This window comes from Burkholderia sp. IO2 (genome assembly GCF_029522185.1).
Taxonomy (GTDB): Bacteria; Pseudomonadota; Gammaproteobacteria; order Burkholderiales; family Burkholderiaceae; genus Burkholderia; species Burkholderia cenocepacia.
The window spans coordinates 1-25,914 of record NZ_JAKWFH010000034.1; the positions used below are offsets into that span (position 1 = coordinate 1).

The 25,914-nt window shown below is 66.7% G+C and carries 22 protein-coding genes, 1 tRNA gene and 1 pseudogene; 9 read left to right on the forward strand and 15 right to left on the reverse strand.

Features of this window, described 5'->3' with window-relative positions:
- Positions 1-245 precede the first annotated feature (245 nt).
- Complete coding sequence (locus tag MMB92_RS21555) at positions 246-602, reverse strand: hypothetical protein (RefSeq protein ID WP_012328786.1); 357 nt, start codon at positions 600-602, stop codon at positions 246-248.
- A 294-nt stretch (positions 603-896) separates the two neighbouring features.
- Between MMB92_RS21555 and MMB92_RS21560 the strand changes: the two genes are divergently transcribed.
- The 4 genes from MMB92_RS21560 (at position 897) to MMB92_RS21575 (ending at position 7,056) form a co-directional block, all read left to right on the forward strand.
- Positions 897-4,115, forward strand: coding sequence for an efflux RND transporter permease subunit (locus MMB92_RS21560; protein ID WP_006498658.1), 3,219 nt, complete (start codon positions 897-899; stop codon positions 4,113-4,115).
- Positions 4,105-5,280, forward strand: a complete 1,176-nt coding sequence (locus tag MMB92_RS21565) for an efflux RND transporter periplasmic adaptor subunit (RefSeq protein ID WP_275523343.1) — start codon at positions 4,105-4,107, stop codon at positions 5,278-5,280. Before MMB92_RS21560 ends, MMB92_RS21565 begins: the two co-directional genes overlap by 11 nt.
- A complete protein-coding gene (locus MMB92_RS21570) occupies positions 5,273-6,688 on the forward strand; it encodes an efflux transporter outer membrane subunit (protein WP_034201572.1) in 1,416 nt (471 codons plus the stop codon). The genes MMB92_RS21565 and MMB92_RS21570 overlap by 8 nt, the downstream gene beginning before the upstream one ends.
- A 110-nt stretch (positions 6,689-6,798) precedes the next feature.
- Entirely contained in the window at positions 6,799-7,056 is a 258-nt protein-coding gene (locus MMB92_RS21575) for a DUF4148 domain-containing protein (protein WP_006498655.1), read from the forward strand.
- A gap of 82 nt (positions 7,057-7,138) precedes the next feature.
- Here MMB92_RS21575 and MMB92_RS21580 read toward each other — a convergent pair whose 3' ends face one another.
- The 3 genes from MMB92_RS21580 to MMB92_RS21590 are packed head-to-tail and all read right to left on the reverse strand — an operon-like array spanning position 7,139 to position 9,901.
- Entirely contained in the window at positions 7,139-7,804 is a 666-nt protein-coding gene (locus MMB92_RS21580; RefSeq protein ID WP_006483996.1) for a winged helix-turn-helix domain-containing protein, read from the reverse strand.
- Between the two features lie 19 nt (positions 7,805-7,823).
- Entirely contained in the window at positions 7,824-9,215 is a 1,392-nt protein-coding gene (locus MMB92_RS21585; protein WP_006484004.1) for a HAMP domain-containing sensor histidine kinase, read from the reverse strand.
- 11 nt (positions 9,216-9,226) lie between these two features.
- Positions 9,227-9,901 (reverse strand): response regulator transcription factor, encoded by a 675-nt coding sequence (locus MMB92_RS21590; protein ID WP_006483985.1) that lies wholly within the window; start codon positions 9,899-9,901, stop codon positions 9,227-9,229.
- Between the two features lie 217 nt (positions 9,902-10,118).
- Between MMB92_RS21590 and MMB92_RS21595 the strand changes: the two genes are divergently transcribed.
- Positions 10,119-10,418 carry a DUF4148 domain-containing protein gene (locus MMB92_RS21595; RefSeq protein WP_058901589.1) on the forward strand — a complete coding sequence of 100 codons (300 nt, stop codon included), beginning with the start codon at positions 10,119-10,121 and terminating at the stop codon, positions 10,416-10,418.
- 108 nt (positions 10,419-10,526) lie between these two features.
- Here the strand turns inward: MMB92_RS21595 and cyoD are convergent, their stop codons facing one another.
- The 5 genes from cyoD to MMB92_RS21620 all read right to left on the reverse strand — a co-directional run bounded on the left by cyoD (position 10,527) and on the right by MMB92_RS21620 (position 16,168).
- Entirely contained in the window at positions 10,527-10,859 is a 333-nt protein-coding gene (gene cyoD / locus MMB92_RS21600; protein WP_006478441.1) for a cytochrome o ubiquinol oxidase subunit IV, read from the reverse strand.
- On the reverse strand, positions 10,860-11,468 hold the full coding sequence (cyoC, locus tag MMB92_RS21605; RefSeq protein WP_006483998.1) for a cytochrome o ubiquinol oxidase subunit III: 609 nt from the start codon (positions 11,466-11,468) through the stop codon (positions 10,860-10,862).
- Complete coding sequence (cyoB, locus tag MMB92_RS21610; RefSeq protein WP_006498653.1) at positions 11,468-13,474, reverse strand: cytochrome o ubiquinol oxidase subunit I; 2,007 nt, start codon at positions 13,472-13,474, stop codon at positions 11,468-11,470. Before cyoB ends, cyoC begins: the two co-directional genes overlap by 1 nt.
- A 3-nt stretch (positions 13,475-13,477) precedes the next feature.
- Positions 13,478-14,365: a ubiquinol oxidase subunit II gene (gene cyoA, locus MMB92_RS21615; protein ID WP_012492697.1), complete on the reverse strand. Its 888-nt coding sequence runs from the start codon at positions 14,363-14,365 to the stop codon at positions 13,478-13,480.
- A 273-nt stretch (positions 14,366-14,638) separates the two neighbouring features.
- Positions 14,639-16,168 (reverse strand): NADH-quinone oxidoreductase subunit M, encoded by a 1,530-nt coding sequence (locus MMB92_RS21620; RefSeq protein WP_080324470.1) that lies wholly within the window; start codon positions 16,166-16,168, stop codon positions 14,639-14,641.
- Positions 16,169-16,626: 458 nt separating this feature from the next.
- Here MMB92_RS21620 and MMB92_RS21625 point away from each other — a divergent pair.
- Positions 16,627-16,892, forward strand: a pseudogene (locus MMB92_RS21625) (hypothetical protein); the annotation flags it as partial.
- Positions 16,893-17,135: 243 nt separating this feature from the next.
- On the opposite strand, the gene MMB92_RS21630 reads toward MMB92_RS21625, so the two are convergent.
- The 6 genes from MMB92_RS21630 to cysS all read right to left on the reverse strand — a co-directional run bounded on the left by MMB92_RS21630 (position 17,136) and on the right by cysS (position 23,747).
- Positions 17,136-17,229: transfer RNA gene (locus tag MMB92_RS21630), tRNA-Ser, on the reverse strand.
- Between the two features lie 110 nt (positions 17,230-17,339).
- The gene (locus MMB92_RS21635; protein WP_012492698.1) at positions 17,340-18,593 is read right to left on the reverse strand and encodes an aspartate kinase; all 1,254 of its coding nucleotides are present in this window, start codon (positions 18,591-18,593) and stop codon (positions 17,340-17,342) included.
- A gap of 342 nt (positions 18,594-18,935) precedes the next feature.
- The gene (gene tilS, locus MMB92_RS21640; protein ID WP_062884446.1) at positions 18,936-20,357 is read right to left on the reverse strand and encodes a tRNA lysidine(34) synthetase TilS; all 1,422 of its coding nucleotides are present in this window, start codon (positions 20,355-20,357) and stop codon (positions 18,936-18,938) included.
- A gap of 46 nt (positions 20,358-20,403) precedes the next feature.
- Entirely contained in the window at positions 20,404-21,375 is a 972-nt protein-coding gene (locus MMB92_RS21645) for an acetyl-CoA carboxylase carboxyltransferase subunit alpha (RefSeq protein WP_006478433.1), read from the reverse strand.
- Positions 21,376-21,478: 103 nt separating this feature from the next.
- Positions 21,479-22,306 carry a DNA-3-methyladenine glycosylase gene (locus MMB92_RS21650; protein ID WP_006484005.1) on the reverse strand — a complete coding sequence of 276 codons (828 nt, stop codon included), beginning with the start codon at positions 22,304-22,306 and terminating at the stop codon, positions 21,479-21,481.
- Between the two features lie 43 nt (positions 22,307-22,349).
- On the reverse strand, positions 22,350-23,747 hold the full coding sequence (gene cysS, locus MMB92_RS21655; RefSeq protein ID WP_006484007.1) for a cysteine--tRNA ligase: 1,398 nt from the start codon (positions 23,745-23,747) through the stop codon (positions 22,350-22,352).
- Between the two features lie 234 nt (positions 23,748-23,981).
- Here cysS and MMB92_RS21660 point away from each other — a divergent pair, with 234 nt between their 5' ends.
- The 3 genes from MMB92_RS21660 (at position 23,982) to MMB92_RS21670 (ending at position 25,899) form a co-directional block, all read left to right on the forward strand.
- On the forward strand, positions 23,982-24,704 hold the full coding sequence (locus MMB92_RS21660; protein ID WP_077021989.1) for a tetratricopeptide repeat protein: 723 nt from the start codon (positions 23,982-23,984) through the stop codon (positions 24,702-24,704).
- A 39-nt stretch (positions 24,705-24,743) separates the two neighbouring features.
- The gene (locus MMB92_RS21665) at positions 24,744-25,319 is read left to right on the forward strand and encodes a peptidylprolyl isomerase (RefSeq protein ID WP_062884444.1); all 576 of its coding nucleotides are present in this window, start codon (positions 24,744-24,746) and stop codon (positions 25,317-25,319) included.
- 88 nt (positions 25,320-25,407) lie between these two features.
- The gene (locus tag MMB92_RS21670) at positions 25,408-25,899 is read left to right on the forward strand and encodes a peptidylprolyl isomerase (RefSeq protein ID WP_006483987.1); all 492 of its coding nucleotides are present in this window, start codon (positions 25,408-25,410) and stop codon (positions 25,897-25,899) included.
- The last annotated feature ends 15 nt before the right edge of the window (positions 25,900-25,914 follow it).

Consider the following 25,914-nt stretch of genomic DNA (forward strand, 5'->3'; position numbering starts at 1 on the left):
GGCCAGCGCCGCGTGCAGCGCCAGCACCGCGGCCACGCGGCCGGCGGCCCGCAGCACGCCGAGGCGGGCGCGCGCGGCGGCGGCCCGGGGCGAACCCTTCGTCATAGAGGCCCTGTCGGTCGAATGAGGGTAGTAACGTGAACGATTCTACCCATTCAATCCGTCGAGCCAAAAGAAAACCGCCACGCGGGCGGTTTCCTCACGAGCGATCGTCGCGCGCGCATCACGCACGCGCGACCGGTCGATCAACGCCAGCCGTTGTGGCGGCCGTGATCCCAGTGACCGCGATCGCCGCCCCAGCCGCGGCCATGGCGGCGGTACCACTCGTCGCGGCCCCAGTAGCGGCGGCCGTCCCAGTAGCGGTCGCCGTGCCAGCCGATCACGATCGCCGGCGCCGGCGCGTACACGGGCGCCGGTGCATAGACAGGCGCCGGCTGGTAGACGACCGGCGGAGGCGGCGGCGCATACACGGGCGCGGGCGCGACGTAGACCGGTGCCGGCACGCCGACGTTGATCCCGACATTGACTCCCGCCATTGCTGCGCCCGACACGAGCAAGGCCGTCATACCGGTCAGGAGCGAGGCAACACGCAAAGTCTTCATGGATTCCTCTTCTGGTTGTGTCATGTGTGATTCGACTATAACGGCAAGCACCGTCCCCGCATATTTCAAGTTTGTAAGAACTGATGCGCGGCATCGCAACTGGAAGCCCGCGCTAACGTCTTGTAACAATCGACGTCGATTGCCCGTCCATACCCTTTCCTAAAACATCTTTCATGCTGCGTCGCGCCCGGCGTTAAGCGGCGCGCCGCACACTGCGCGAGCCGAATCGGGCTCCCGCCGCGCTTCGGCACCTCGCTGACAGGCCGGCGCGTCGCGCCGGCGGAGACCTCGCCGATGCTGAAACTCGTCCGACTCGCGCTCGCGCGCCCCTATACGTTCATCGTCCTCGCACTGCTGATCCTGATCGCCGGGCCGCTCGCGGCGCTGCGCACGCCGACCGACATCTTCCCCGACATCCGGATTCCGGTCATCAGCGTCGTCTGGAACTACGCGGGCCTGCAGCCGGCCGACATGTCCGGGCGCATCGTCACCTACTACGAGCGCACGCTCGGCACGACGGTCAACGACGTCGCGCACATCGAGTCGCAGTCGTTCCGCAGCTTCGGGATCGTCAAGATCTTCTTCCAGCCGAGCGTCGACATCCGCACCGCGACCGCGCAGGTCACGTCGATCTCGCAGACCGTGCTCAAACAGATGCCGCCCGGCACCACGCCGCCGCAGATCCTCAACTACAACGCGTCGACCGTGCCCGTGCTGCAGCTCGCGCTCACCAGCGACACGCTGAACGAACAGCAGCTCGGCGACTACGCGACCAACGTGATCCGGCCGCAGTTGCTGTCCGTCGCCGGTGTCGCGATTCCGTCGCCGTACGGCGGCAAGGTGCGCCAGGTGCAGATCGACCTCGATCCGCAGGCGCTGCAGGCCAAGGGACTGTCCGCGCAAGACGTCGCGACCGCGCTCGCGCAGCAGAACCAGATCATCCCGGCCGGCACGCAGAAGATCGGCGGCTTCGAGTACAACATCCGCCTCAACAACAGCCCGTTGACCATCGACCAGCTCAATGCGCTGCCGATCCGCACCGTGAACGGCGCGGTGATCTTCATGCGCGACGTCGCGCACGTGCGCGACGGCTTTCCGCCGCAGGGCAACATCGTGCGCGTCGACGGCCGCCGCGCGGTGCTGATGAGCGTGCTGAAGAGCGGCTCGGCGTCGACGCTCGACATCATCGCGGGTGTCAAGGCGCAGCTGCCGCGCATCGAGGCGACGCTGCCGCCGTCGCTGCGGCTCGTCGTGATGGGCGACCAGTCGGTATTCGTGAAGGGCGCCGTGAGCGGCGTGGCGCGCGAAGGGCTGATCGCCGCCGCGCTCACGTCCGCGATGATCCTGCTGTTCCTCGGCAGCTGGCGCTCGACGCTGATCATCGCCGCGTCCATCCCGCTCGCGGTGCTGGCGGCGATCGCCGCGCTCGCGGCCGCGGGCGAGACGCTCAACGTGATGACGCTCGGCGGGCTCGCGCTCGCGGTCGGCATTCTGGTCGACGATGCGACCGTCACGATCGAGAACGTCAACTGGCATCTCGAACAGGGCAAGGACGTGCGCAGCGCGATCCTCGACGGCGCGTCGCAGATCGTCGCGCCGGCCTTCGTGTCGCTGCTGTGCATCTGCATCGTGTTCGTGCCGATGCTGCTGCTCGACGGCGTCGCCCGCTTCCTGTTCGTGCCGATGGCCGAAGCGGTGATCTTCGCGATGATCGCGTCGTTCGTGCTGTCCCGCACGTTCGTGCCGATGATGGCGCGCTACCTGCTGAAGCCGCATGCCGCGCATCCGGAAGCCGTGCTCGCGCCGCACGGCGCGCCGTTCGCGCCGCCGCGCGCGCGCAATCCGCTGGTGGCGTTCCAGCAAGGGTTCGAGCGCCGCTTCGCGGCGCTGCGCGCGGGCTACCGCGTCGTGCTCGGCCTCGCCCTCGTCCACCGCGCCCGCTTCGTCGCACTGTTCCTCGCCGCGGTGGCGGTGTCGTTCGCGCTGGTGCCGTGGCTCGGCCGCAATTTCTTCCCGTCGGTCGACGCCGGCGAAATCGCGATTCACGTACGCGCGCCGATCGGCACGCGCATCGAGGAAACGGCCGCATTGTTCGATCGCGTCGAGCGCACGGTGCGCGGTGTCGTGCCGCCGCATGCGCTCGCGAGCATCGTCGACAACATGGGCTTGCCGAACAGCGGGATCAACCTCACGTACAGCAACAGCGGCACGATCGGCCCGCAGGACGGCGACATCCTCGTGTCGCTCACCGGCGACCACGCGCCGACGGCACGCTACGTGAAGCAGTTGCGCACCGTATTGCCGCGCGCGTTTCCGGGCGTGACGTTTTCGTTCCTGCCCGCCGACATCGTGAGCCAGATTCTCAATTTCGGCGCGCCCGCGCCAATCGACGTGCAGGTGACGGGCCCCGACCGCGCGGCCAACCGCGCGTATGCGACCGAGCTGTTGAGGCGCATCCGCACGGTGCCCGGCGTCGCCGACCCGCGCGTGCAGCAGGCGTCGACCTATCCGCAATTCACGGTGTCGGTCGATCGGGCCCGCGCCGCGCAGCTCGGCGTCACCGAGCAGGACGTCACCAATGCGGTGGTCGCGAGCCTGTCCGGCACGAGCCAGGTGTCGCCGACCTACTGGCTCGATCCACACAACGGCGTGTCCTATCCGATCGTCGCGCAGACCCCGCAGTACCGGATGACGTCACTGTCGGACCTGCGTGCGCTGCCCGTCACCGGCCGCGCGGGCGCGCCGCAACTGCTCGGCGGCCTTGCGACGATCGTGCGCGGACAGACCGATGCGGTCGTGTCGCACTACGACATCGCGCCGCTGTACGACATCTTCGCGACGACGCAGGACCGCGATCTCGGCGCGGTCAGCGCCGACATCGAACGCGTGCTGCACGCGAGCGCGGCGGACCTGCCGAAAGGCTCGCGCGTGACGATGCGCGGCCAGGTGCAGACGATGAACAGCGCGTTCGGCGGCCTGCTTGCCGGCCTGGCCGGCGCGGTACTGCTGATCTACCTGTTGATCGTCGTGAACTTCCATTCGTGGCGCGACGCGTTCGTGATCGTGAGCGGGCTGCCCGCCGCGCTCGCCGGCATCGTCTGGATGCTGTTCGTCACGCGCACGCCGCTGTCGGTGCCGGCGTTGACGGGCGCGATCCTGTGCATGGGCGTCGCGACCGCGAACAGCATCCTCGTCGTCACCTTCGCGCGCGAACGGCTCGCGCATACCGCCGATGCGGCCGTCGCCGCGCTCGAGGCCGGCTTCACGCGCTTTCGGCCCGTGATGATGACGGCGCTCGCGATGATCATCGGCATGGCGCCGATGGCCCTCGGTCTCGGCGACGGCGGCGAACAGAACGCGCCGCTCGGCCGGGCGGTCATCGGTGGCCTGCTGTGCGCGACCGCCGCGACGCTGGTGTTCGTGCCCGTCGTGTTCAGCCTCGTTCACCGGCGCGATCGCGCGCCGCGCTCCGAATCCCTTTCCGTCACTCCGGGAGAACAGCATGTCCACTGAATTCGAAGTCCGTCCCCCCGGCACGCCGCGTTACCTGAAACCACTCGCGATCGCGGGCGCCGTGGTCGCACTCGTCGCCGCGGCCGCCGGTGTGTTTGCCCGCCAGCACGATGCGCACGCGGTCGCCGCGTGGACGGTGCAACAGGCGGTCCCGACCGTCGCGACGGTCGCGCCGCAGCCGGCCGCGGCCGACGCGCTCGTGCTGCCGGGCCGCCTCGACGCGTATGTCGACGCGCCGATCTATGCACGCGTGCCGGGCTACCTGCATGCGTGGTACGCGGACATCGGCGCGCACGTGAAGGCCGGTCAGTTGCTGGCGTCGATCGACACGCCCGATCTCGACCAGCAGTTGCAGCAGGCGCGAGCCGACCTGCAGAGCGCGAACGCGAACGAGCGGCTCGCGGCCGTCACGGCCGCCCGCTGGGCCGAGATGCTCGCGCAGGATTCCGTGTCGCAGCAGGAAGCCGACGAGAAACGCAGCGACCTCGACGCGAAGCGCGCGGCCGTCGCGGCGAGCACCGCCAACCTGCGGCGGCTCGAAGCGCTCGAATCGTTCAAGCGGCTCACCGCGCCGTTCGACGGCGTCGTGACCGCCCGCAAGACCGATGTCGGCGCGCTGATCGACGCGGGCAGCGGCAACGGCGCCGAACTCTTCACCGTGTCGGACGCGCGGCGTCTGCGCCTGTACATCCACGTGCCGCAAGACGACGCGGCCGCGATCTGCGCGGGCATGCATGTCGCGCTGACCGTGCCCGAGCGCCCCGGCATGACGTTCGACGCCGTGCTCGCGGATTCCGCGCAGTCGATCGATCCCGCTTCCGGCACGCTGCTCGCGCAGTTTTCGATCGCCAATCCGGCCGGCACACTGTTTCCCGGCGAATACGCGCAGGTGCGGATCGCGATGCCCGGCGCCGCGCATGGGCTGACGATTCCGGCCAGCACGCTGATCTTTCGTCACGACGGATTGCAGGTCGCCGTGCTCGATGCACACGGGCACGCGCGGCTGCGCAACGTGTCGATCGGGACCGACCTCGGCACGCGCGTCGAGATTGCGTCGGGGCTCGCGGCGGGCGATCGCGTGATCGACAATCCGCCCGATTCGCTCGCGGACGGCGACCCCGTGCGCGTCGCCGGCGCGGCCACGACGGAGCACGCGCATGGCTGACCGTCTTCTCGCCGCGTTGCTGGGCAGCGCCGCACTGCTGGCCGGCTGTTCGCTGGCGCCGACGTATCGCGCGCCCGACGTTCCGGTGCCGGCCGCGTTTCGTGAAACGGGCCCGTGGATCGACGCCGCGCCGGCCGACCGCCTGCCGCGCGACGGTTGGTGGCGCGTGTACGGCGACGCGACGCTCGACCGGCTCGAACCGCTCGTCGCGCGCGCGAATCCCGATCTCGCCGCCGCCGTCGCGCGGCACGACGAAGCTGCCGCGCTGTTCGACGAAGCCCATGCGGCGCTGCTGCCGACCGTGGGCATCGGGGCCGAGACCGACCGCGACCGGCAGTCGGCGCGCCGGCCGTTGCGCGGCAGCGGCCAGCCTGACGTCTACGAATCGAACACGCTCGCGGCCGGCATCGGCTACGACGTCGATCTGTGGGGCAAGGTCCGCAATACGGTCGCGGCCGGCCGCGACGACGCGCAGGCGGCCGCCGACGATCTCGCGTCGGTCCAGCTGAGCCTGCAGGCCGGCGTCGCGAGTACCTACTTCGATCTCGCGGGTCTCGACCGCGAAGCCGACACGCTCACGCAAACCATCGACACGTACCGCCGCGCGTGGCAACTGACCGTCAGCCGCCATCGCGGCGGCCTCGCTTCGGGGCTCGACGTGGCGCGTGCGCAGACGCAACTCGCGCTCGCCCAGGCCCGCGCGTCCGACATCGCCGCCCGCCGCGCGCTCGACGAGCACGCGATCGCGGCGCTCGTCGGCGCGTCGGCATCGACGTTCACGCTGCCGTCCGCCGCGGCACTGCCCGGCGTGCCACCGATCCCGACGGGACTTGCCTCGACGCTGCTCGAACGCCGGCCGGACGTCGCCGCCGCCGAGCGCCGCGTCGCGGCCGCGAACGCGCGAATCGGCGTCGCGCGCGCGGCTTTTTTCCCGGACCTGTCGCTCGGCCTCGACGCGGGCTTCCAGAGCGATACGTTCTCGCCGTGGCTCGCCGCGCCGAACGAGATCTGGTCGGTCGGGCCGCGTCTCGCGATGACGCTGTTCGACGGCGGCCTGCGCGCGGCCGGCGTGCGCCACGCCCGTGCGCAGTTCGCCGAACAGGGTGCGCGCTACCGGTCCGTCGTGCTGCAGGCGTTCCGCGAAGTCGAGGACGATCTCGCGCTGCTGCACCGCCTCGGCGACGAAGCGGATCAGGACGACGCGGCGCTCGTCGCGGCGCGGCAGTCGCTGATGCTCGCGATGTCGCGCTATCGCGACGGCGCGGTCAGCTATCTCGACGTGGTCACCGCGCAGACGACCGAACTCGATACGCAGATCGCGGCGCTCGATGTCGACACGCGGCGCCTGCAGGCATCCGTCGGGCTCGTACGCGCACTCGGCGGCGGCTGGCGCGGCGCGCGTTCATGAACGTTTCTTCATCGGCACGCCCGGCGTCCGTCGGGGTGTGCCCGATAACGTGTGTCATGCCGGCATCGCCATCGCGGCGACGGCCCCTGCCACCTGAAAAGGATCACGCCATGAAAACCTTGATGTTCGCCACCCTCCTCTCGGCGCTCTGCGTCGCCCTGCCCGGCCAGGCCAGCGCAACGCAAGCCGACGCGGCAATTGCCCCGCAGACGCTCGCATCGTCGACGCCCGCACCGGTGTCGCAGCAATCGGCATGGAATGCACCGCAGGCCGCCCCGCTGACGCGCGCGCAGGTCTATCGCGAACTGGTCCACGCCGAGCGCGATGGCCAGCTCGAGCGGCTCAATCGCGAGCTCTATTCGCATTGAGTGGTCCCGCCTCACGTGACCGGGCATGCCGCGCGACGTGCGGCATGCCTGTCTTGACGAAACGGGGCGCGGCACCCCTCCGTCAGCCGCCCGTGTCGAACCGGAAGCCGTATCGCGCCACCGTTTCGATCCGCGCGGAGAACGCATGCGCGACCAGCTTGCGCCGCAACCGTACGACGAGCGCATTGACCGTTTCGGGTTCGATGTCGGCGTCGCCCCACGCATAGCGCAGCACCGCGTCGCGGCCGACCGGCCGCCCCGCTTCCCGCAGCAGGCATTCGACCACGCGAAACTCCCGTGCGCTGAGCGCGAGCCGCCGGCCCCGCTCCTCGAGTGCGCGCGTCGCCGTGTCGAGCCGGATCGAGTCACGCATCGCGATCACGCCCGCACGGCGCCACAGCGCGCGCAACCGCTCGTGCAATTCGACGAACGAGCATGGATGGGCCAGGCATACGTCGCAGCCCGCCTTCAGCATCTGCGCGCGCTGGGCGGACGTGGCGCCGGCAACGATCGCGGCGATCGTCGCGCTGCCGGCCGATGCGGCGAGCAGCGGCAAGCCATCGAGAACCGCCGGCGCGGCCGCGCCATCGGTGGCGACGATCACGATCGCGTCGAACCGGTCCTGCGTCGCCGCGAAACAGCCATCGCGCCATTCGTCGACGCGTTCGACGCCGTGCATGCTTTCCCGAAACGCCTTGTCGAGCCGCGACACGTCCGGATTCGGCGGAGCAATCAGCAGGATGCGCATCGATCGGTCTCCTGCGCGCTCATGCGAGCGAACGCGGCCAGCATTCGACCGTGATCGCCGCGCCGGCCGGCTGCGCATCGCCGATCCGCAGCGCGAAACCATGTACGCGCATCACCGCCGACACGATACTTAATCCAAGCCCCGAACCGTTCACGTGGCGGGTGCGCTCGCCGCGATAGAAGCGTTCGAGCACCGCATTGCGCTCACCGGGCGGAATGCCGGGCCCGGTGTCCTCGAACCGGACGAGCGGACCATGCGGCGTCGTCTGGAGCACGACGCGCACGTGGCCGCCCGGCGGTGTGAACTTGATCGCGTTGTCCGCGAGATTGCTGAACGCCTCGAACAGCAACGCACGATCGCCATGGATGCCGTCGACCGTGGCCGCCTCGAGCTCGAACGACACGTCGACGGCCTCGGCCAGCGGCTCGTACAGCTCGCACACGTCGCGCAGCAAGACGGCGACGTCGACCGCGGCAAAGCCGCCGCGCCGGCTCAGCGTGCCGATCTCGGAGATGCGCAGCATCGCGCGAAAACGTTCGAGCAGCCGGTCGGTCTCGTCGCGCGCCGAAGCCAGCAGCGCCGCCGACGCGGGATCGTGGGCGCAGACCGGCTGGTCGGCGAGCCGCGCCAGCATCGTATGCACGCGAGCGAGCGGCGTGCGCAGGTCGTGCGCGATCCCGTCGCAGGCATGGCGCACCTCGCCCATCAGCCGCTCGACTTCATCGAGCATGTGGTTCACGAGATGCGCGAGCAGATCGAGTTCGTCGTAGCGGCCGACCGGCAGCCGCTTGCCGAGATCGCCTTCGGCGATCTGCCGCGTGACGCGCCGGATCGCGGCGACGCGGCGCATCTGCCGCATGCCGAGCATGCTGCCGCCCGCGATGCCGGCGATCAGGATCATCACGCCGCCGACCACGAGCCCGCGGATCGCGACGTCGCGGATCTGGATGAAATGCGACAGGTCGCGCGCGACGACCAGCGTCATCCCGTTGTCGCGGCGCACGGCCATCGCGCGCGCGATCGGCGACGATTGGCCGTCGAGCGGCGCAAGCGTGCGGTTCAGCGTCCGGCCGTGGCGATCGGTGCGCAGCGCCGGCGGCGTCGCGATGTCACCGGCCACGCGGCGCCCGCTCGCATCGAACAGCCCGTAGAAATTCGTGTGCATGTGCTCGTGCTCGAGCCGCCGATGGATCGCGAGCGGCAGCTCGGCATCGGGAATCGAATCGAAATAGATCAGTTGCCACGCGAGCACGTCGTCGGTGTCGCGTGTCATCGTATGCGTCGCGGCAACGCTGATCACGCCCGCGAGCAGCAGCAGCGACACCGAGAAGATCGCCGCGTACGCGCACAGCCAGCGAAACGTCGTCGTATGCCAGCGGCGCGTGAAATTCGCCGCGCGAGCTGCGTCCATCCGTGCCTCCGTCAAGCGAGCATGTAGCCCGATCCGCGCACCGTCTGGATCATCGGGTTCGCGCCAGGCGGATCGATCTTCTTGCGCAGCCGGCCCATGTGGACGTCGATCAGGTTGGTGCCGGGATCGAAGTGATAGCCCCACACGGCCTCGAACAGCATCGTGCGCGTGATCGTCTGGCCCGCGTTGCGCATCATGAATTCGAGCACGCGGAACTCGGTCGGCAGCAGCGGAATCTCGTCGGCGCCGCGACGCGCGCAGCGCGAAATGAGGTCGAGCTCGAGCGCGCCGACCTTCAGCAGCGTCTGCTGCGGCACGCCCGAGGCTTGCCGGCGGCGCAGCAGCACTTCGATGCGCGCGCTCAGTTCGCCCGAATCGAACGGCTTCGTCAGGTAATCGTCGCCGCCCGCGCGCAGCCCGCGAATCCGCTCGTCGACGTCGCCGAGCGCGCTCAGCATCAGCACCGGCGTGTCGATGCCGACCGTGCGCATCGCGGTCAGGATCGCGAGGCCGTCCGCGCCCGGCAGCATCCGGTCGAGCGTGATCGCGTCGTACGAGGCGCTCATCGCCCGCATCATCCCTTCGCGACCGTTGTCGATCCAGTCGACCTCGAATCCGCGCGCGGTCAGTTCGCCGACGATTTCGTTCGCGGTCACCGCATCGTCCTCGACCGTCAGTACTCGCATGATTGCCCTCGCAATGAACCTCAAGACGGGCGCGCACGACGCGCCCGACGCTATCGTAAGCGCCGCGAGCGCCGTGCGGCGCCAGATGAAAATAGCTTCATCCGGCCGCGCGGCCGCACGCGTGAAACATGTTTCATCCAGGCGTCGCCCGCCCCGCGGCCGGTGCCGCCTACGCTCACGTCATGCGGCATCGGGCCGCGAAACCAGGAGCTACCGGATGAAACCGTCGACCACCCTCGCCTGCATGCTGCTCGCCTGCGCCAGCACCGTCGCGTTCGCGGGGCCGCACCTCACCCCGCAGGAATGCAATGCGTACCCGTTCGTGCACACGGGCCACGATGTCACGCGCGCGGACCTCGTGCGCGAGCTGACCGAGCTCGAACAGGTCGGCTACGACCCCGCCCATGCGAGCCCGTATTACCCGGACGATCTCGACGGCGCGAAGCATCGGCTCGCCGCCGAGTACCGCGCCGACTGCACGCATGCGTTGACCGCCGACGCGGGCACGCCGCACTGACTGTACGGTCCGGCGCGACGCAGCCGGAAAAGCAAAAAGGCGGCACCTGCGTGCCGCCTTTTCTTCATGAACACGCATGGATACGAACCCGATGCGCGACGCTGCCGCTCACCGCGACATCATGTTCATGCTGACGTTGTGCATCACCCACAGCGTGCCGACGATCACGATCGCGGCGGTCAGCACCGTATAGCTGAACGCCATCACGTTCCAGCGCTGGCCCGACGAGCCGTTCATGTGCAGGAAGTACACGAGGTGCACGACGATCTGCACGAACGCGAGCACGGCCAGCCCGATCAGCGACGCATGCGGCGACAGCACACCGCCCATCACCAGGCCGAACGACGCGGCCGTGAGCAGCACCGACAGGATGAAACCGGCGACGTAGCCGCCGACACTGCCGTGCCCTTCTTCGAGTTGAGACGAATGCGAATGGGCCATTTAGATCACGCTCGCGAGATAGACAAAGGAAAACACGCAGATCCACACGATGTCGAGGAAGTGCCAGAACAGGCTCAGGCACGTCAGGCGCCGCAGGTCGCGATCGGTCAGGTCGCCGCCACGGAACACGATCTGCGCGGCCAGCACGAGCATCCACAGCAGGCCGGCCGTCACGTGCAGCCCGTGTGTGCCGACCAGCGTGAAGAACGCCGACAGGAACGCGCTGCGCTGCGGGCCCGCGCCTTCCGCGATCAGGTGCGAGAACTCGCGCAGTTCCATCGCGAGAAACGCCGCGCCGAGCACGAACGTCACCGCGAGCCACGCGAGCAGCGCGCCGCGTTGCTGCTTGTATGCCGCGAGCATCGCGAAACCGTACGTGATGCTCGACAGCAGCAGCGCGGCGGTTTCGACCGCGACGCCCGGAATGTCGAACAGCTCTTTGGCGGTCTGCCCGCCCGCGTACTGGTGACCGAGCACCGCGAACGTCGCGAACAGCGCCGCGAAGATCACGCAGTCGGTCATCAGGTACAGCCAGAACCCGAACACCGAATGCGACGGCGGATGGTCGTCGTGCTCGAGCAGGGTCGCGCTCAAGGTTTTCTGCAACATCAGTTGGCCTCCAGTTCCACGTCGTCGACGCGCGCGGCCGTGCGCTGCGTCGGCTGCTTGTCTTCGGTCTTGCGCACCGTCGACGCAGGGATGTAATAGCCGTCGTTATCGCGCGAGCTGTAGATCACGAGCGTCGCAATGATTCCGATGAGCCCGCCGATCGCCATCCACCAGATGTGCCACACCAGCGCGAAGCCGAGCACCAGGCTGAAGATCGCGATCACGAGGCCCGCGCAGGTATTCGACGGCATGTGGATGTCGCGAATCGCCGCCGGGTTCGGCCGGCCTTCGCCGCGCGCCTTCATGTCCGCGTACGCGTCGAGCGTGCGCACCTGCGGGATCACCGCGAAGTTGTAGTCGGCCGGCGGCGACGACGTCGCCCATTCCAGCGTGCGGCCGCCCCACGGATCGCCCGTGGTGTCGCGGTATTCCGGCAGGTGACGGTTGCGGATGCTGACGACCAGTTGCAACAGCTGGCATGCGATGCCGATCGCGATCAGCACGGCGCCGAATGCGGCGACCAGCAGCCACGGATGCCAGGCCGGGTTGTCGTAGTGGTTCAGGCGGCGTGTCATGCCCATGAAGCCGAGCACGTACAGCGGCACGAACGCGACGTAGAAGCCGACCTGCCAGAACCAGAACGCGGCCTTGCCGAGCTTCTCGTTCAGCTTGAAGCCGAACGCCTTCGGGAACCAGTAGTTGAAGCCCGCGAGATAGCCGAACAGCACGCCGCCGATGATCACGTTGTGGAAGTGCGCGATCAGGAACAGGCTGTTGTGCAGCACGAAGTCCGCGCCGGGGATCGCCATCATCACGCCGGTCATGCCGCCGAGCGTGAACGTGACCATGAAGCCGATCGTCCACAGTACGGGCGTCGTGAACTCGATCCGGCCGCGGTACATCGTGAACAGCCAGTTGAACACCTTCACGCCGGTCGGAATCGCGATGATCATCGTCATGATCCCGAAGAACGCGTTCACGTTCGCGCCCGAGCCCATCGTGAAGAAGTGATGCAGCCACACGAGGAACGACAGCACCATGATCGCGCAGGTCGCGTACACCATCGTCTTGTAGCCGAACAGCGGCTTCTTCGCGAACGTCGCGATGACTTCCGAGAAGATCCCGAACGCCGGCAGGATCAGGATGTACACCTCCGGATGGCCCCACGCCCAGATCAGGTTCAGGTACAGCATCGCGTTGCCGCCGGCTTCGTTCGTGAAGAAATGCATGCCGAGGTAACGGTCGAGGCCGAGCAGCGCGAGCGTCGCGGTCAGGATCGGGAACGACGCCATGATCAGCACGTTCGTGCAGAGCGCCGTCCACGTGAACACCGGCATCTTCATCAGCGTCATGCCCGGCGCGCGCATCTTGATGATCGTCACGAAGAAGTTCACGCCGGTCAGCAGCGTGCCGACCCCGGAGATCTGCAGCGCCCACAGGTAGTAGTCGACCCCTACCCCCGGACTGAACTGCAGCTCCGACAGCGGCGGGTACGCGAGCCAGCCCGTCTGCGCGAATTCGCCGATCACGAGCGACACGTTGATCAGGATCGCGCTGACCGCCGTCATCCAGAACGACAGCGAGTTGATGAACGGGAACGCGACGTCGCGCGCGCCGATCTGCAGCGGCACGACCAGGTTCATCAGGCCGACCATGAACACCATCGCCATGAAGAAGATCATGATCACGCCGTGTGCCGTGAAGATCTGGTCATAGTGGTGCGGCGGCAGGTAGCCGGGCGCGTTGTACGCGAGCGCGAGCTGCATGCGCATCATGATCGCGTCGGCGAAGCCGCGCAGCAGCATGATCAGCGCGACGATGATGTACATCACGCCGAGTCTCTTGTGGTCGACCGTGGTCAGCCATTCCGTCCACAGCCATTTCCAGCGGCCGGTGATCGTCAGCGCGGCGAGAATGCCCAGCACGACCAGCCCCATGAAGGCGCCGGCCCCCATGATGATGGGCTGATCGAACGGGATCGCCGAAAGTGTGAGTTTGCCGAACATGCGTTACCCCTTCGTGCCGCAGGCGGCGTCCTTCAGGTCGAGGACGTGGCCATCGTTGTATTTCGCGATGATGTTGTGGAAGAGCCGCGGATCGACCGACGAGAAGTAGCGCACCGGCGCCTTCTCGCTCGGCTGCGCGACGCTGCCGTACAAGGTCGCGTCGAGCCGGTCCGGCGACGCCTTCACCTTCTGCACCCACGCATCGAACTGCTCGCGCGGCTCGGCGAGCGTGCGGAACTTCATGTCGGAGAAACCGCGGCCGCTGAAGTTGGCGGACGTGCCCGCGTAGTTGCCGGGCTCGTCGGCGATCAGGTGCAGGCGCGTCTGCATGCCGGCCATCGCGTAGACCTGGCCGCCGAGCTGCGGGATGAAGAACGAGTTCATCACCGAATCCGACGTGATGCGGAAGTTCACCGGCGTGCCGACCGGAATCGCGAGCTGGTTCACCGACGCGATACCGAGTTCCGGATAGATGAACAGCCACTTCCAGTCGAGCGCGACCACCTCGACGTCGAGCGGCTTCACCGCCGATTCGAGCGGCTTGTACGGATCGAGCTCGTGGGTGGTCTTCCACGTGAGCACCCCGAGGAACAGGATGATCAGCGTCGGTACGGTCCAGATCACGACCTCGATCGCGGTCGAGTGCGACCAGTTCGGCGCATAGGCGGCGTTGCGGTTCGACGCGCGGTAACGCCACGCGAACCATAGCGTGAGCAGGATCACCGGCACGACGACGATCAGCATCGCCCAGGTGGACGTCGCGATCAGCGCCTTTTCGGCCGCACCCACGCTTCCTTTCGGATTTAGTACATCTAAATTACAACCTGACAGGCTCAATGCCGCGCCCATGGACATCAGCGCCGACCAGCCTCTTGAAGCTCTTCTTTTCATCACACAGCCCGAGGGTCATTGAATCCGTTTGCGTACGCCCGATGCGCATTCGATTCACGAAATTGGCCGAATCATACGTCGCGCGAGTGCGATGAAAAACCGGTGCATGCGGCAAATCATCATTGCAAAATCTGCCGTGAGTCACATTGTCGCGGGGCAATTTCACGCAGCCGGAAGCGGGCCCGGCACGCGCCGTGCCGGACCGCGATCGATGCGCGCGCAACGACGTGCGCCGCGTGAGGCGGCGCGCTTGCGCGGCTCGACGTGCCGGGATCAGTCGTGCGTCGACGCCATGTACGACGGCAGCGCCGGCGTGGGGCCACCCCCTGCCGGCACCTTCGAATGGCTCGCTTCCTGGATCAGCCTGCCGACGGTCGGATCGATCGCATCGGTGAACGGCTTCGGATCGATGCCGACCGCGAGCACGATCAGCGCGAGCGACGCGAACATCACGATCTCGCGACGGTTCAGGTCGGCGAGCTTCGCGATCCGCTGGCTCGCGACCTTGCCGAACACGACGCGCTTGAGCATCCACAGCGTGTACGACGCGCTGAGGATCAGCGTGAGCGCCGCGATCGCGCCGATCCAGAAGTTGAAGCGGATCGCGCCCATGATCACCATGAACTCGCCGACGAACCCCGACGTGCCCGGCAGGCCGACGTTGGCCATCGCGAACAGCAGCGTGAAGGTCGCGAAACGCGGCATCACGCCCGCCACGCCGCCGTACGCGGCGATCTCGCGCTGCTTGGTGCGGTCCACGAGCACGTTCACGCACAGCAGCATCGCGCCCGCCACGAAGCCGTACGACACGAGCTGCACGATCGCGCCTTCGACGCCGATCCGATTGAACAGAAACAGGCCGAGCGTGACGATCCCCATGTGCGCGACCGTCGAATACGCGAGCAGCTTGCCGAGGTCGGTCTGCGCGAGCGCGACGAGGCTCGCGTAGACGATCGCGAACAGCGACAGCGCGATCACGGCCGGCGCGAAGAAGTGACTCGCGTCCGGCGTGATCGGCAGCGCGAAGCGCAGGAACCCGTAGCCGCCGAGCTTGAGCATCGCGAGCATCAGCGCGGCGCCCGTCGGGCCGTCCGTGTAGACGTCGCTCAGCCACGTGTGGACCGGCCACATCGGCACCTTGACCGCGAACGCGGCGAAGAAGCCGAGGAACACCAGCAACTGCGGCGCGAAACCGAGCTGCAGCGTGCGCCACACGGCCATGTCGAACGTATGCGACTGCGCGTACAGGTACAGCATCGCCATCAGCAGCAACAGCGAGCCGGCGAACGAGATGAAGAAGAACTTCACGGCCGCATACACGCGTCGCTCGCGCCCCCACGTGCCGATCAGCAAGTACAGCGGGATCAGCGTCGCCTCGAAGAAGATGAAGAACAGCAGCCCGTCCTGCGCGACGAACACGCCGACCATCAGCCCCGACAGGATCAGGAATGACGCGTAGTACTGCGCGACGCGCACCGTGACCGACTCCCACGACGCCACCACCACCACGAGTGTCGTGAATGCGGTCAGCACGACGAGCCAGAGCGACGCGCCGTCGATGCCGACCCGCCACCCGGAATTGAATGCCGCCAGCCAGTCGCGTCTTTCGACGAACTGCATCGCGGCCGAATGCGCATCGAAGCCGGCAACGAGCGGAACCACGGCCGCCAGCCCGGCAATCGCGCCGACCAGCGCGATCAGTCGTATCCGGCGTGCCTGCTGGTCGGAACCGGCGCGCAGCAGGCCCGCGCCGAACAGTATCGGAACCCAGATGGCCAGGCTCAGGAAGGGGAAATCATGCATGTCAACAGGGCCTTGAGGAGGTCGCGCCCTGCATCGGGGAAAGGCGCGACGAAAGGAACGAAATCAAATCGACAGGTAGATTTCGTGAATCGCCAATGTTGGCAAAATGTAAAGCGGCATCACCGGAAAACTTGACGCCGCTCAAATGCGATCGGGTTAACCAGCATAAGACGATTGATTATTTTCTGCAGCGCAGCAGAGCATCGATTTTCGGCGGCAGCGTAGTTCACTGATTTGTTTGAGTAATTTTTCGTATTGCTTGATGCCGTGCGCGATGAAAATCGACGCAGCGCCGCATTTTTGATGTCAACCGGTCATTTCGGAGGGCCGGAACAGCATGATCGGTGTTCGGCTGTGCCCCGGTCGCTCGGCGCCTCGCTCCTTACAAATAACCTTTCATTGTTATTTCATTTCGTGCCGCGTGCATTTGAGCGAGGATCGGCCGGGCAAGCACGATCCGGCGCCGGCTCGAAGTCTGGAAGCGTGCCGCCGGCATGAACGGGCGGATCGAACAAGACGAAGTGCGCTTCGTCGCCGCTGGCAATCGCAGCCTCGGCTCGATTCACGCGTTTCACGAACGGAAGGCCCTCTATCGTTCGGATACCGAAGCACTGCTGTCGGTTGTCTCTGCGCGCTATCAGGTCATGCAATCCGAGGAGATCGGGAGTGTTATCGAGACCTTGCGGAGATCGGCGGCTTACCGCTTGAGACCGCAGCTGTGCTGCTCAGCAGCCGCATCCGCCGCTTCAGGCGCGTTCCGAAGCATCTCGGATGGGTCTTTTCCCCGGCGTGTCCGGAACGAGCAATCGTCAAGCGCTGCCCTCGCGCGCGACGGCAGCGCGCAATACCACGCGGCGTCAACCGGTACCCACCTACGTCCAGCGCATTCTTGCTGATGGGCCCGCTGAGGACTGAAAAAGAAAAAGCCCCGCAAGTCCGAGAACTTGCGGGGCTTTGTCACCGCTTTTGGCGGAGACGGAGGGATTCGAACCCTCGATCCAGGTTTTGGCCCAGATGCTCCCTTAGCAGGGGAGTGCCTTCGACCTCTCGGCCACGTCTCCCAAACTTTCGCTCGCACCAGGGAGGCAGTGCGACGAGAACGAAATAATATAGGGTTTCGAACCGCCCGTCAATTTCCGTGATGCATTTTCTTCAATGCATCACGAAAAATTCACGATGCCTGGTCGAGTTCGAATGCCTTGTGCAGCGCGCGGACGGCCAGCTCCATGTATTTCTCGTCGATCAGCACCGAAATCTTGATTTCGGACGTCGAGATCATCTGGATGTTGATGCCCTCTTCCGACAACGTGCGGAACATCTTGCTCGCGACGCCCACGTGCGACCGCATGCCGACGCCGACGACCGACACCTTCGACACCTTCGGGTCACCCTGCACGCGCTCGGCGCTCACATGGCCCTGCACCTGGTTGGTGAGGATATCCATCGCCTTCTGGTAGTCGCCGCGACCGACCGTAAACGTGAAGTCGGTTTTGCCTTCGACGCTCTGGTTCTGGATGATCATGTCGACGTCGACGTTCGCATCGGCCACCGGGCCGAGGATCTGATATGCGATGCCCGGCTTGTCGGGCACGCCCATCACAGCAATGCGTGCTTCGTCGCGCTGGAACGCGATGCCGGAAATGACTGCCTTTTCCATGGTCTCGTCTTCTTCAAAAGTAATCAGGGTGCCCGAGCGCATTTCTTCGTCGAGCGCAATCAGCGGATCGGTCAGGCTCGACAGCACACGCGTCTTCACCTGGTATTTGCCGGCGAATTCGACCGAGCGGATCTGCAGGACCTTCGAGCCGAGGCTGGCCATTTCCAGCATCTCCTCGAACGTCACGCGATCGAGGCGGCGCGCCTCTTCGACGACACGCGGATCGGTCGTGTAGACGCCGTCGACGTCGGTATAGATCAGGCACTCTTCGGCACCCAGCGCAGCCGCCACCGCCACCGCCGACGTGTCCGAGCCGCCCCGGCCCAGCGTCGTGATGTGACCGTCCGGATCGACGCCCTGGAAGCCCGTGATGATCACGACCTTGCCCGCGTTCAGATCGTCCTTCACGCGCTCGTCGTCGATCGAGTGAATGCGTGCTTTCGTAAACGCGCTGTCGGTCTTGATCGGCACTTGCCAGCCGGCATAGCTCACGGCCTCGACGCCGATTTCCTGCAGCGCGATCGACAGCAGGCCGACGCTGACCTGCTCGCCGGTCGACGCGATCATGTCGAGCTCACGCGGGCTCGGCTGGCTCGAAATCTCTTTCGCGAGACCGAGCAGACGGTTGGTTTCGCCGGACATCGCCGACGGCACGACCACCATCTGGTGCCCGGCCTGATGCCATTTTGCGACGCGTTTCGCGACGTTCTTGATGCGCTCGACCGAGCCCATCGAAGTGCCGCCGTATTTGTGTACGATGAGTGCCATTGTCGTTCTGAACTGGAGGAGAAACCGCACGGGCGCGCTGGGCAGGCCGCGTAGCCGTTCGGTCACGCGGCTTGTGGCTGTGGACGGACGACGAGGGGGACGGCTGGGACGCAACACGCAAGCGTGACGGATTTTGCCCGGAAGGCCGATCAGGCCGCGCAAACCGGGTACGTCACGCGGAAAACCTGCACAAAACGCTCAAAAATCGAGCCGAGCAAACGACCGAGCGTACCCGATAGAAGCCCGCTTGACAAGCCGCACGCCGTGTCGGCGGCCGTTCCGGCGCTGTTTACCAAATGGTGAAAACGGGCACGCCATCGCGCCGCCGGCAGGCTGCCGCCGCTACGCGATCAGCAGGTCGGGACACCATTCGATCCGGCGCCATGCGGCGGCGCCGGACGTCGCGCCGTCAGGCACGTCGATGTCGCGATTGACGCCCAGCCGCGGCACGTAGATCAGCCGGTCGCCCGCGAACAGCAGCGGCACGTCGCGCTGCCAGGCCGGCACGCCGCGCTCCTGGAACAGGTTTTTCAGCGTCCGACCCGGCCCGCCCGGCGACGTACGCATCCGTTCGCCGCCCGCCCGGGCGCGCGCAGCCAGCCGCGCACCGCGCAGCAGCGCCTCCGGCACCGCATCGGCGCTCCCCGCGTCGGCCGGCGCGAACACGAACGTGCCGCGCCATCCCGGCAGATGCCACACTTCCTGCCCGTCCCATGCAAGCGCCGCCTCCGGGCGCGGCGTACCGGTGCCGTCGTCGGCCGGTTCGCTGCTGTCGCCCGCTTCCCAGTACACGACATCGCGATAGAGCCTCAGGCACTGCCCCGCGTGATCGACGCGCAGCGCATGCGCGTCGTGCGCGGCACGCAGTTGCCGCATCATGTTGGCGAGCCGCGCAGCCGACGCGCCCGGCAAACCGAGCCGGCGCATCCAGAAGCGCAGCAGATTCGCACCGCGCGTATCGTCGAATCCGATCAGCGCGTCGCGCGACAGCGCCCGCCCGTCGTCGCGCGCGGCGACGGCGAAATCCAGCTCGGCCAGATCGTCGAGCAGCCGCTGCGCGGCGGCCGCATGCTGGGCAGCGCGACCGAGCGCATCGCGAAAACCCGGAAAATGCACGGCCAGCGCAGGCAGCACGTCGAGGCGCAGCGCATTGCGCGCATAGCGCGTATCGCCGTTCGATTCGTCATCGATCCAGGTCAGCGCATGCTGCTCCGCATAGCGCTCGAGTTGTGCGCGCAACAGCCGCAGCAACGGGCGCACACGCTCGATGCTCACGCCGTCGGGGCGATAACGCGGCGCCATCGCGGCAAGCCCCGCGATTCCCGCCCCGCGCAACAGTTGCAGCAGCACCGTCTCGGCCTGATCGTCCGCATGTTGCGCGAGCCACAGCGTCGCCACGCCGTGGCGTTCGCCCATCGCGTCGAGCGCCGCGTAGCGACGCTCGCGCGCGGTCGCCTCGATGCCGAGCCCGCTGTCGCGCGGCACGTCGACGCGCATCGATTCGAATGCGACACCGAGTCGCGCCGCTTCCGCTTCGGCATGCGCGACCCAGGCGTCCGCGTTCGCGCTCAGGCCGTGATGCACGTGCAGCGCGACGCAGCGCGAGGCGCCCGCGACGCGCACGGCCGCGTCGAGCAGCACGGTCGAATCGAGGCCGCCGCTGTAGGCGATCGCGATGCGCGCATCAGGCGGCAGGCTGGAAAGCGCAACGCCGACCGCGTCGAGTACGGCGCGGTCGGCGGAGAATTCGGTGGGCGGGATCACGAGCGGGACACGCGCGCAACGGCGCGTGAATTGAATACGCAGCCGGTCATGCGCCCGGCGTGGTTTCCTTGAACTTGCCGTAGGCCATCAGGCGCTCGAAGCGACGCTCGCGCAGCGCGTCGATGCTCATGCCCTGGAACTGGCGCAGCGAATCGGCCAGCGCACGGCGCAGCAGCGCGGCCATGCCCTTCGGATCACGATGCGCGCCGCCGAGCGGCTCGTTGATGATCTTGTCGATCAGGCCAAGCGCCTTCAGGCGGTGCGCGGTCAGGCCGAGCGCTTCCGCTGCTTCCGGCGCCTTCGCGGCGCTCTTCCACAGGATCGACGCACAGCCTTCCGGCGAGATCACCGAGTAGGTCGAGAACTGCAGCATCATCACGGTGTCGGCCACCGCGATCGCCAGCGCACCGCCCGAGCCGCCCTCGCCGATCACCGTCGTGATGATCGGCGTCTTCAGCTCGGCCATCACGTACAGGTTGCGGCCGATCGCCTCCGACTGGCCGCGCTCTTCTGCGCCGATGCCCGGGTACGCGCCCGGCGTATCGACGAACGTGAAGATCGGCAGCCCGAACTTCTCGGCCAGACGCATCAGCCGTTCAGCCTTGCGATAGCCTTCCGGGCGCGGCATCCCGAAGTTGCGCGCGGCGCGCTCCTTCGTGTCGCGGCCCTTCTGATGACCGATCACCATGCACGGATGGCCGCCGAAGCGCGCGAGACCGCCGACGATCGACAGGTCGTCCGCGAACGCGCGGTCGCCATGCAGCTCGTGAAAATCGGTAAACAGTTCCGCAACGTAATCGAGCGTGTACGGCCGCTGCGGGTGCCGCGCGATCTGCGAAACCTGCCATGGCGACAGGTTCGCGTAGAGGTCTTTCGTCAGTTGCTGGCTTTTCTTCGACAGCCGCTCGATTTCTTCCGAAATATCGACAGCCGAGTCGTCCTGCACGAATCGCAGCTCTTCGATCTTGGCCTCGAGTTCGGCGATCGGCTGTTCGAAATCCAGAAACGTGGTCTTCATGTGTTCGAATCCTTGGGTCTTGCGGCAGCGCGTATTCTACCCGCGCGGGCGACGCTCAAAACCGGCTCTCAACTATTGATGTTTAAAACCCGATAGCCGACACTCAGGCGTCGGCGTCGGGCGCATCGAGGCTGCGCCACATGTACCAGGTCGCGACGGTGCGCCACGGCTCCCAGTTGGCCGCAACCTCGCGCGCCTCGCTGCGCGTGACGGGTTCCCCGCTGAAGTAATTGACGCTGATCGCACGGATCAGGCCCGGGTCGTCGAGCGGCAGCACGTCCGGCCGCGACAGGTTGAAGATCAGGAACATCTCGGCCGTCCAGCGGCTGATGCCGCGGATCTGCGTGAGTTCCGCGATCACGTCCTCGTCGTCCATCGACATCCATTTGTCGACGTGCAGCGCCCCCGACACGAAATGCTGCGCGAGATCGAGGATGTATTCCGTCTTGCGCTTCGACAACCCGCACGCGATCAGCTTGTCCGCGCCGAGCCGGATCACCGGCTGCGGTGCGAGTTTCGGACAGGCGTCCTCGATGCGCGCCCACAGCGACTGCGCGGACGGCACCGAAATCTGCTGGCCGACGACCGAGCGCGCGAGCGTGACGAACGGGTCGCCGCGCTTCACGAGATGCGCGGGACCGAACTTCGGAATCAGTTTCTTCAGGATCCGGTCGCGCTTGACGAGGTCCGCGCATGCCTTGTCCCAATAGGCAGGACGCACGACGACCTCCTCGCCGTCCGCTTCGGACGCACGTGTCTTGCGGGCCGCGTCGGCGGCCGGCAGCGCGGCCGCCGGCTGCGCATGACCGTTCAGCGCGCCGTTCGGCACGGCGCGCGTCGCGTCCGACTTCGCCGCCGGTACACGCTTGGCTGCCGGACGCGCGGCGACCGGGGTCGCGCGCCTGACCGGCGCTTTTCTGGCCGTTGCCATCTTGCCTCCTACCTGACGGATCGGTCAGTGGAACGCACCGCGCTCATACGCGACGCCATTCGGTCGATCCGCCCGGTTTGTCTTCAAGTGCGATACCGGCTTCGAGCAATTCCGCCCGGATCCGGTCCGCTTCGGCATAGTCCTTCGCTTGCTTCGCCGCGACGCGCGCGGCGATCTTCGCTTCGATCTCGTCGGCCGCGAGCCCGCCCGCCTGCGCGGCGCCCGACGCCTGCTGCAGGAACGCGCGCGGTTCGCGGCCCAGCAGGCCCAGCAGGCCCGCCAGCTGTTTCAGTTGCCGCGCGAGCGACGCGTCGCGCGTGCGGTTGACTTCGCCCGCCAGCTCGAACAGCGTCGCCACCGCGACCGGCGTGTTGAAATCGTCGTTCATCGCGGCCGCGAAACGCTGCGCGTGCGGCTCGTTCCAGTCGAGCGCGAGCGTATCGGCGTCGACGTCCTTCAGCGCCGTGTACAGACGCGTGAGCGACGCGCGCGCATCGTCGAGATGCACGTCGCTGTAATTGAGCGGCGAACGATAGTGCGTGCGCACGATGAAGAAGCGCATGACTTCCGCGTCGTAACGCTCGAGCACCTCGCGGATCGTGAAGAAGTTGCCGAGCGATTTCGACATCTTCTCGTTGTCGACCTGCACGAAGCCGTTGTGCATCCAGTAATTGACGAACGTCTCGCCGGTCGCGCCCTCGCTCTGCGCGATCTCGTTCTCGTGGTGCGGGAATTGCAGATCCTGCCCGCCGCCGTGGATGTCGAAATGATTGCCGAGCAGCGAGCAGCCCATCGCCGAGCACTCGATGTGCCAGCCCGGGCGACCCATTCCGTACTTCGACGCCCACGACGCGCCTTCCGGATCTTCCGGCTTCGCACGCTTCCACAGCACGAAATCGAGCGGATCTTCCTTCGCGTCGTTCGCGGCGACGCGCTCGCCCGCGCGCAGATCGTCGAGCGACTTGCCCGACAGCTTCCCGTAGTTCGTGAACTTGCGCACCGAGTAATTGACGTCGCCGTCGCTCGCCTGGTACGCGTAGCCGTTCGTCTCGAGCGTCTCGATCATGCCGAGCATCTGCGGGATGAACTGCGTCGCGCGCGGCTCGATGTCGGGCCGCTGGATGCCCAGCGCGCTTTCGTCCTCGTGCATCGCGCCGATGAAGCGGTCGGTCAGCGACTTGATCGTCTCACCGTTCTCGACCGCGCGGCGGATGATCTTGTCGTCGATGTCGGTGATGTTGCGCACATACGTGACCCGATAGCCGATCGCACGCAACCAGCGCTGGACGAGGTCGAACACGACCAGCATGCGCGCGTGGCCCACGTGACAATAGTCGTAGACGGTGATCCCGCATACGTACATCCGCACTTCGCCGGACTGGCGCGGCACGAAAACTTGCTTGTCACGCGCGAGCGTGTTGTAGATGCGCAGTGATTCCATAGAGATGAACCGTGAGCCGAAGGAAACCGCCCTGGCGAAGCTCGCCCAGCATGTGAAACGGACGGACCATCTGCTGCGGCGCCAGGCCGCGCGTCCTCGATATCACATGGGGCGGTCAGGCTGCAAGCACAGCGGTGACGGCCACGAGAGGCTAAGAAAGACTGTCTGCCGCTCGCCGGAACGCGCAGACGTTTTGTTAGAATGGCTCGGAGTATAACATTCCGATTTACGCCTATGAAACCTCATCGCGGCCGCGCGCCGAGCGCTGCGACCCTCGTTGCGACCACCGTCATGGGCGTCGCGCTGACGCTTTTCGCGGCTCCCGCGGCGCATGCGCAGAAGGCCCCGGCGGTCGCCGACGGCACCCCCGAAATCGACGCGTCGATCGCCGGCAAGCAGTGGAAGCAGGCGCTCGCGCAGCTCGACGCGCGCATCGCGTCGAATCCGCACGACGTGCAGGCGCAGTTCAAGCGCGGCACCGTGCTGGCCCGCCTGAACCGCGACGACGACGCGATCCAGCAGTTCGTCGCGATCACGCAGGCGTACCCCGAACTGCCCGAGCCGTACAACAACCTCGCGGCGCTCTACGCGAAGCACGGCCGCTATGACGAAGCGCGCACCGCGCTCGTCACCGCGACGCAATCGAACCCGAGCTACTCGCTCGCGTACGAGAACCTCGGCGACCTCTACCTGCGGCTCGCTTCCGAATCGTACAAGCGCGCGCAATCGCTCGGCCGCACGAGCGGCGCGACCGCGCAGCGCCTCGCCGATCTCCAGAAGATCGTGTCGCCGCCGAAAGCCGCGCCGAACGCCCGCGCGACGACGCCGGCCACGCGCGCCTACATCGACCGCGCCGCCGCGAACGTGAGCACCACCACGCTGCCGATGTCGCCGACGTTCCAGTTCAACGGTCCGTCGGGCGCACTGGCGGCACCGTACGTCGCGCCGTCGCAATAAGCGGCGCGCCCTTCCTTCCCTCCCAACCTGAGGATCGCAATGAAACGTCTGTTGCTGGCGCTTGGCGGCGCCGCCCTTCTCGCGACCGCGCCCGCGTTCGCGCAAACGGCCACCGCGCACCCCGTCGTGCAGCTGAAGACCTCGCAGGGCGACATCCGCGTCGAGCTCTATCCGGAGAAGGCGCCGAAATCCGTCGCCAACTTCCTCGATTACGTGAAGGCCGGCCAGTACAACGGCACGATCTTCCATCGCGTGATCAAGGGCTTCATGATCCAGGGCGGCGGCTACAAGACCAACTTCGAGGAAAAGCCGACCCGCGCGCCGATCCCGCTGGAAAGCCGCAATGGTCTGAAGAACCTGACCGGCACGATCGCGATGGCGCGCACGAGCGATCCGAATTCGGCCACCGCGCAGTTCTTCATCAATACGGTCGACAACAGCGGCCTCGACTATCCGAACCCGGACGGCAACGGCTACGCGGTGTTCGGCAAGGTCGTGTCGGGCCTCGACGTCGTGAAGAAGATCGAAGGCGTGGTGACGACCTCGCGCGGCCCGATGCAGGACGTGCCGGCGCAACCGGTCGTGATCGAATCGGCGAGCATCGTCTCGAAGTAAGCACCTGCCGGCACGTCCGGCGCCACACGCGGCCGCGTCGCACGACCGGCCGCGTGCCATTTAAACCGCCTCACCGAAGGAATTCATCATGGTTGAACTGCATACGAACCACGGCGTGATCAAGCTCGAACTCGACGCCGCGAAGGCACCGAAGACGGTCGAAAACTTCCTGAACTACGTGAAGAAGGGCCATTACGACGGCACCGTGTTCCACCGCGTGATCAACGGCTTCATGATCCAGGGCGGCGGCTTCGAGCCGGGCCTGAAGCAGAAGCCGACCGACGCGCCGATCGACAACGAGGCGAACAACGGCCTGAAGAACGACAACTACACGATCGCGATGGCGCGCACGAACGATCCGCACTCGGCGACCGCCCAGTTCTTCATCAACGTGAACGACAACGACTTCCTGAACCACTCGTCGCCGACGCCGCAGGGCTGGGGTTACGCGGTGTTCGGCAAGGTCGTCGAGGGCCAGGACGTGGTCGACAAGATCAAGGGCGTCAAGACGGGCAACGCGGGCTTCCATCAGGACGTGCCGACCGACGACGTCGTGATCGAAAAGGCCGTGGTGGTCTGACGCACCAGCCGTCAC

Bases quoted from the DNA above. Each gene is read 5' to 3' on its own strand.
- MMB92_RS21645 (WP_006478433.1), bottom strand. From the start codon at position 21,375: ATGAAGACCACGTTTCTGGATTTCGAACAGCCGATCGCCGAACTCGAG.
- MMB92_RS21650 (WP_006484005.1), bottom strand. From the start codon at position 22,306: ATGGCAACGGCCAGAAAAGCGCCGGTCAGGCGCGCGACCCCGGTCGCC.
- MMB92_RS21665 (WP_062884444.1), top strand. From the start codon at position 24,744: ATGAAACGTCTGTTGCTGGCGCTTGGCGGCGCCGCCCTTCTCGCGACC.
- MMB92_RS21580 (WP_006483996.1), bottom strand. From the start codon at position 7,804: ATGCGCATCCTGCTGATTGCTCCGCCGAATCCGGACGTGTCGCGGCTC.
- cysS (WP_006484007.1), bottom strand. From the start codon at position 23,747: ATGGAATCACTGCGCATCTACAACACGCTCGCGCGTGACAAGCAAGTT.
- MMB92_RS21595 (WP_058901589.1), top strand. From the start codon at position 10,119: ATGAAACCGTCGACCACCCTCGCCTGCATGCTGCTCGCCTGCGCCAGC.
- MMB92_RS21590 (WP_006483985.1), bottom strand. From the start codon at position 9,901: ATGCGAGTACTGACGGTCGAGGACGATGCGGTGACCGCGAACGAAATC.
- MMB92_RS21585 (WP_006484004.1), bottom strand. From the start codon at position 9,215: ATGGACGCAGCTCGCGCGGCGAATTTCACGCGCCGCTGGCATACGACG.
- MMB92_RS21565 (WP_275523343.1), top strand. From the start codon at position 4,105: ATGTCCACTGAATTCGAAGTCCGTCCCCCCGGCACGCCGCGTTACCTG.
- MMB92_RS21555 (WP_012328786.1), bottom strand. From the start codon at position 602: ATGAAGACTTTGCGTGTTGCCTCGCTCCTGACCGGTATGACGGCCTTG.
- MMB92_RS21620 (WP_080324470.1), bottom strand. From the start codon at position 16,168: ATGCATGATTTCCCCTTCCTGAGCCTGGCCATCTGGGTTCCGATACTG.
- MMB92_RS21575 (WP_006498655.1), top strand. From the start codon at position 6,799: ATGAAAACCTTGATGTTCGCCACCCTCCTCTCGGCGCTCTGCGTCGCC.
- cyoB (WP_006498653.1), bottom strand. From the start codon at position 13,474: ATGTTCGGCAAACTCACACTTTCGGCGATCCCGTTCGATCAGCCCATC.
- MMB92_RS21560 (WP_006498658.1), top strand. From the start codon at position 897: ATGCTGAAACTCGTCCGACTCGCGCTCGCGCGCCCCTATACGTTCATC.
- MMB92_RS21660 (WP_077021989.1), top strand. From the start codon at position 23,982: ATGAAACCTCATCGCGGCCGCGCGCCGAGCGCTGCGACCCTCGTTGCG.
- MMB92_RS21570 (WP_034201572.1), top strand. From the start codon at position 5,273: ATGGCTGACCGTCTTCTCGCCGCGTTGCTGGGCAGCGCCGCACTGCTG.
- cyoA (WP_012492697.1), bottom strand. From the start codon at position 14,365: ATGAAAAGAAGAGCTTCAAGAGGCTGGTCGGCGCTGATGTCCATGGGC.
- cyoD (WP_006478441.1), bottom strand. From the start codon at position 10,859: ATGGCCCATTCGCATTCGTCTCAACTCGAAGAAGGGCACGGCAGTGTC.
- MMB92_RS21635 (WP_012492698.1), bottom strand. From the start codon at position 18,593: ATGGCACTCATCGTACACAAATACGGCGGCACTTCGATGGGCTCGGTC.
- cyoC (WP_006483998.1), bottom strand. From the start codon at position 11,468: ATGTTGCAGAAAACCTTGAGCGCGACCCTGCTCGAGCACGACGACCAT.
- MMB92_RS21670 (WP_006483987.1), top strand. From the start codon at position 25,408: ATGGTTGAACTGCATACGAACCACGGCGTGATCAAGCTCGAACTCGAC.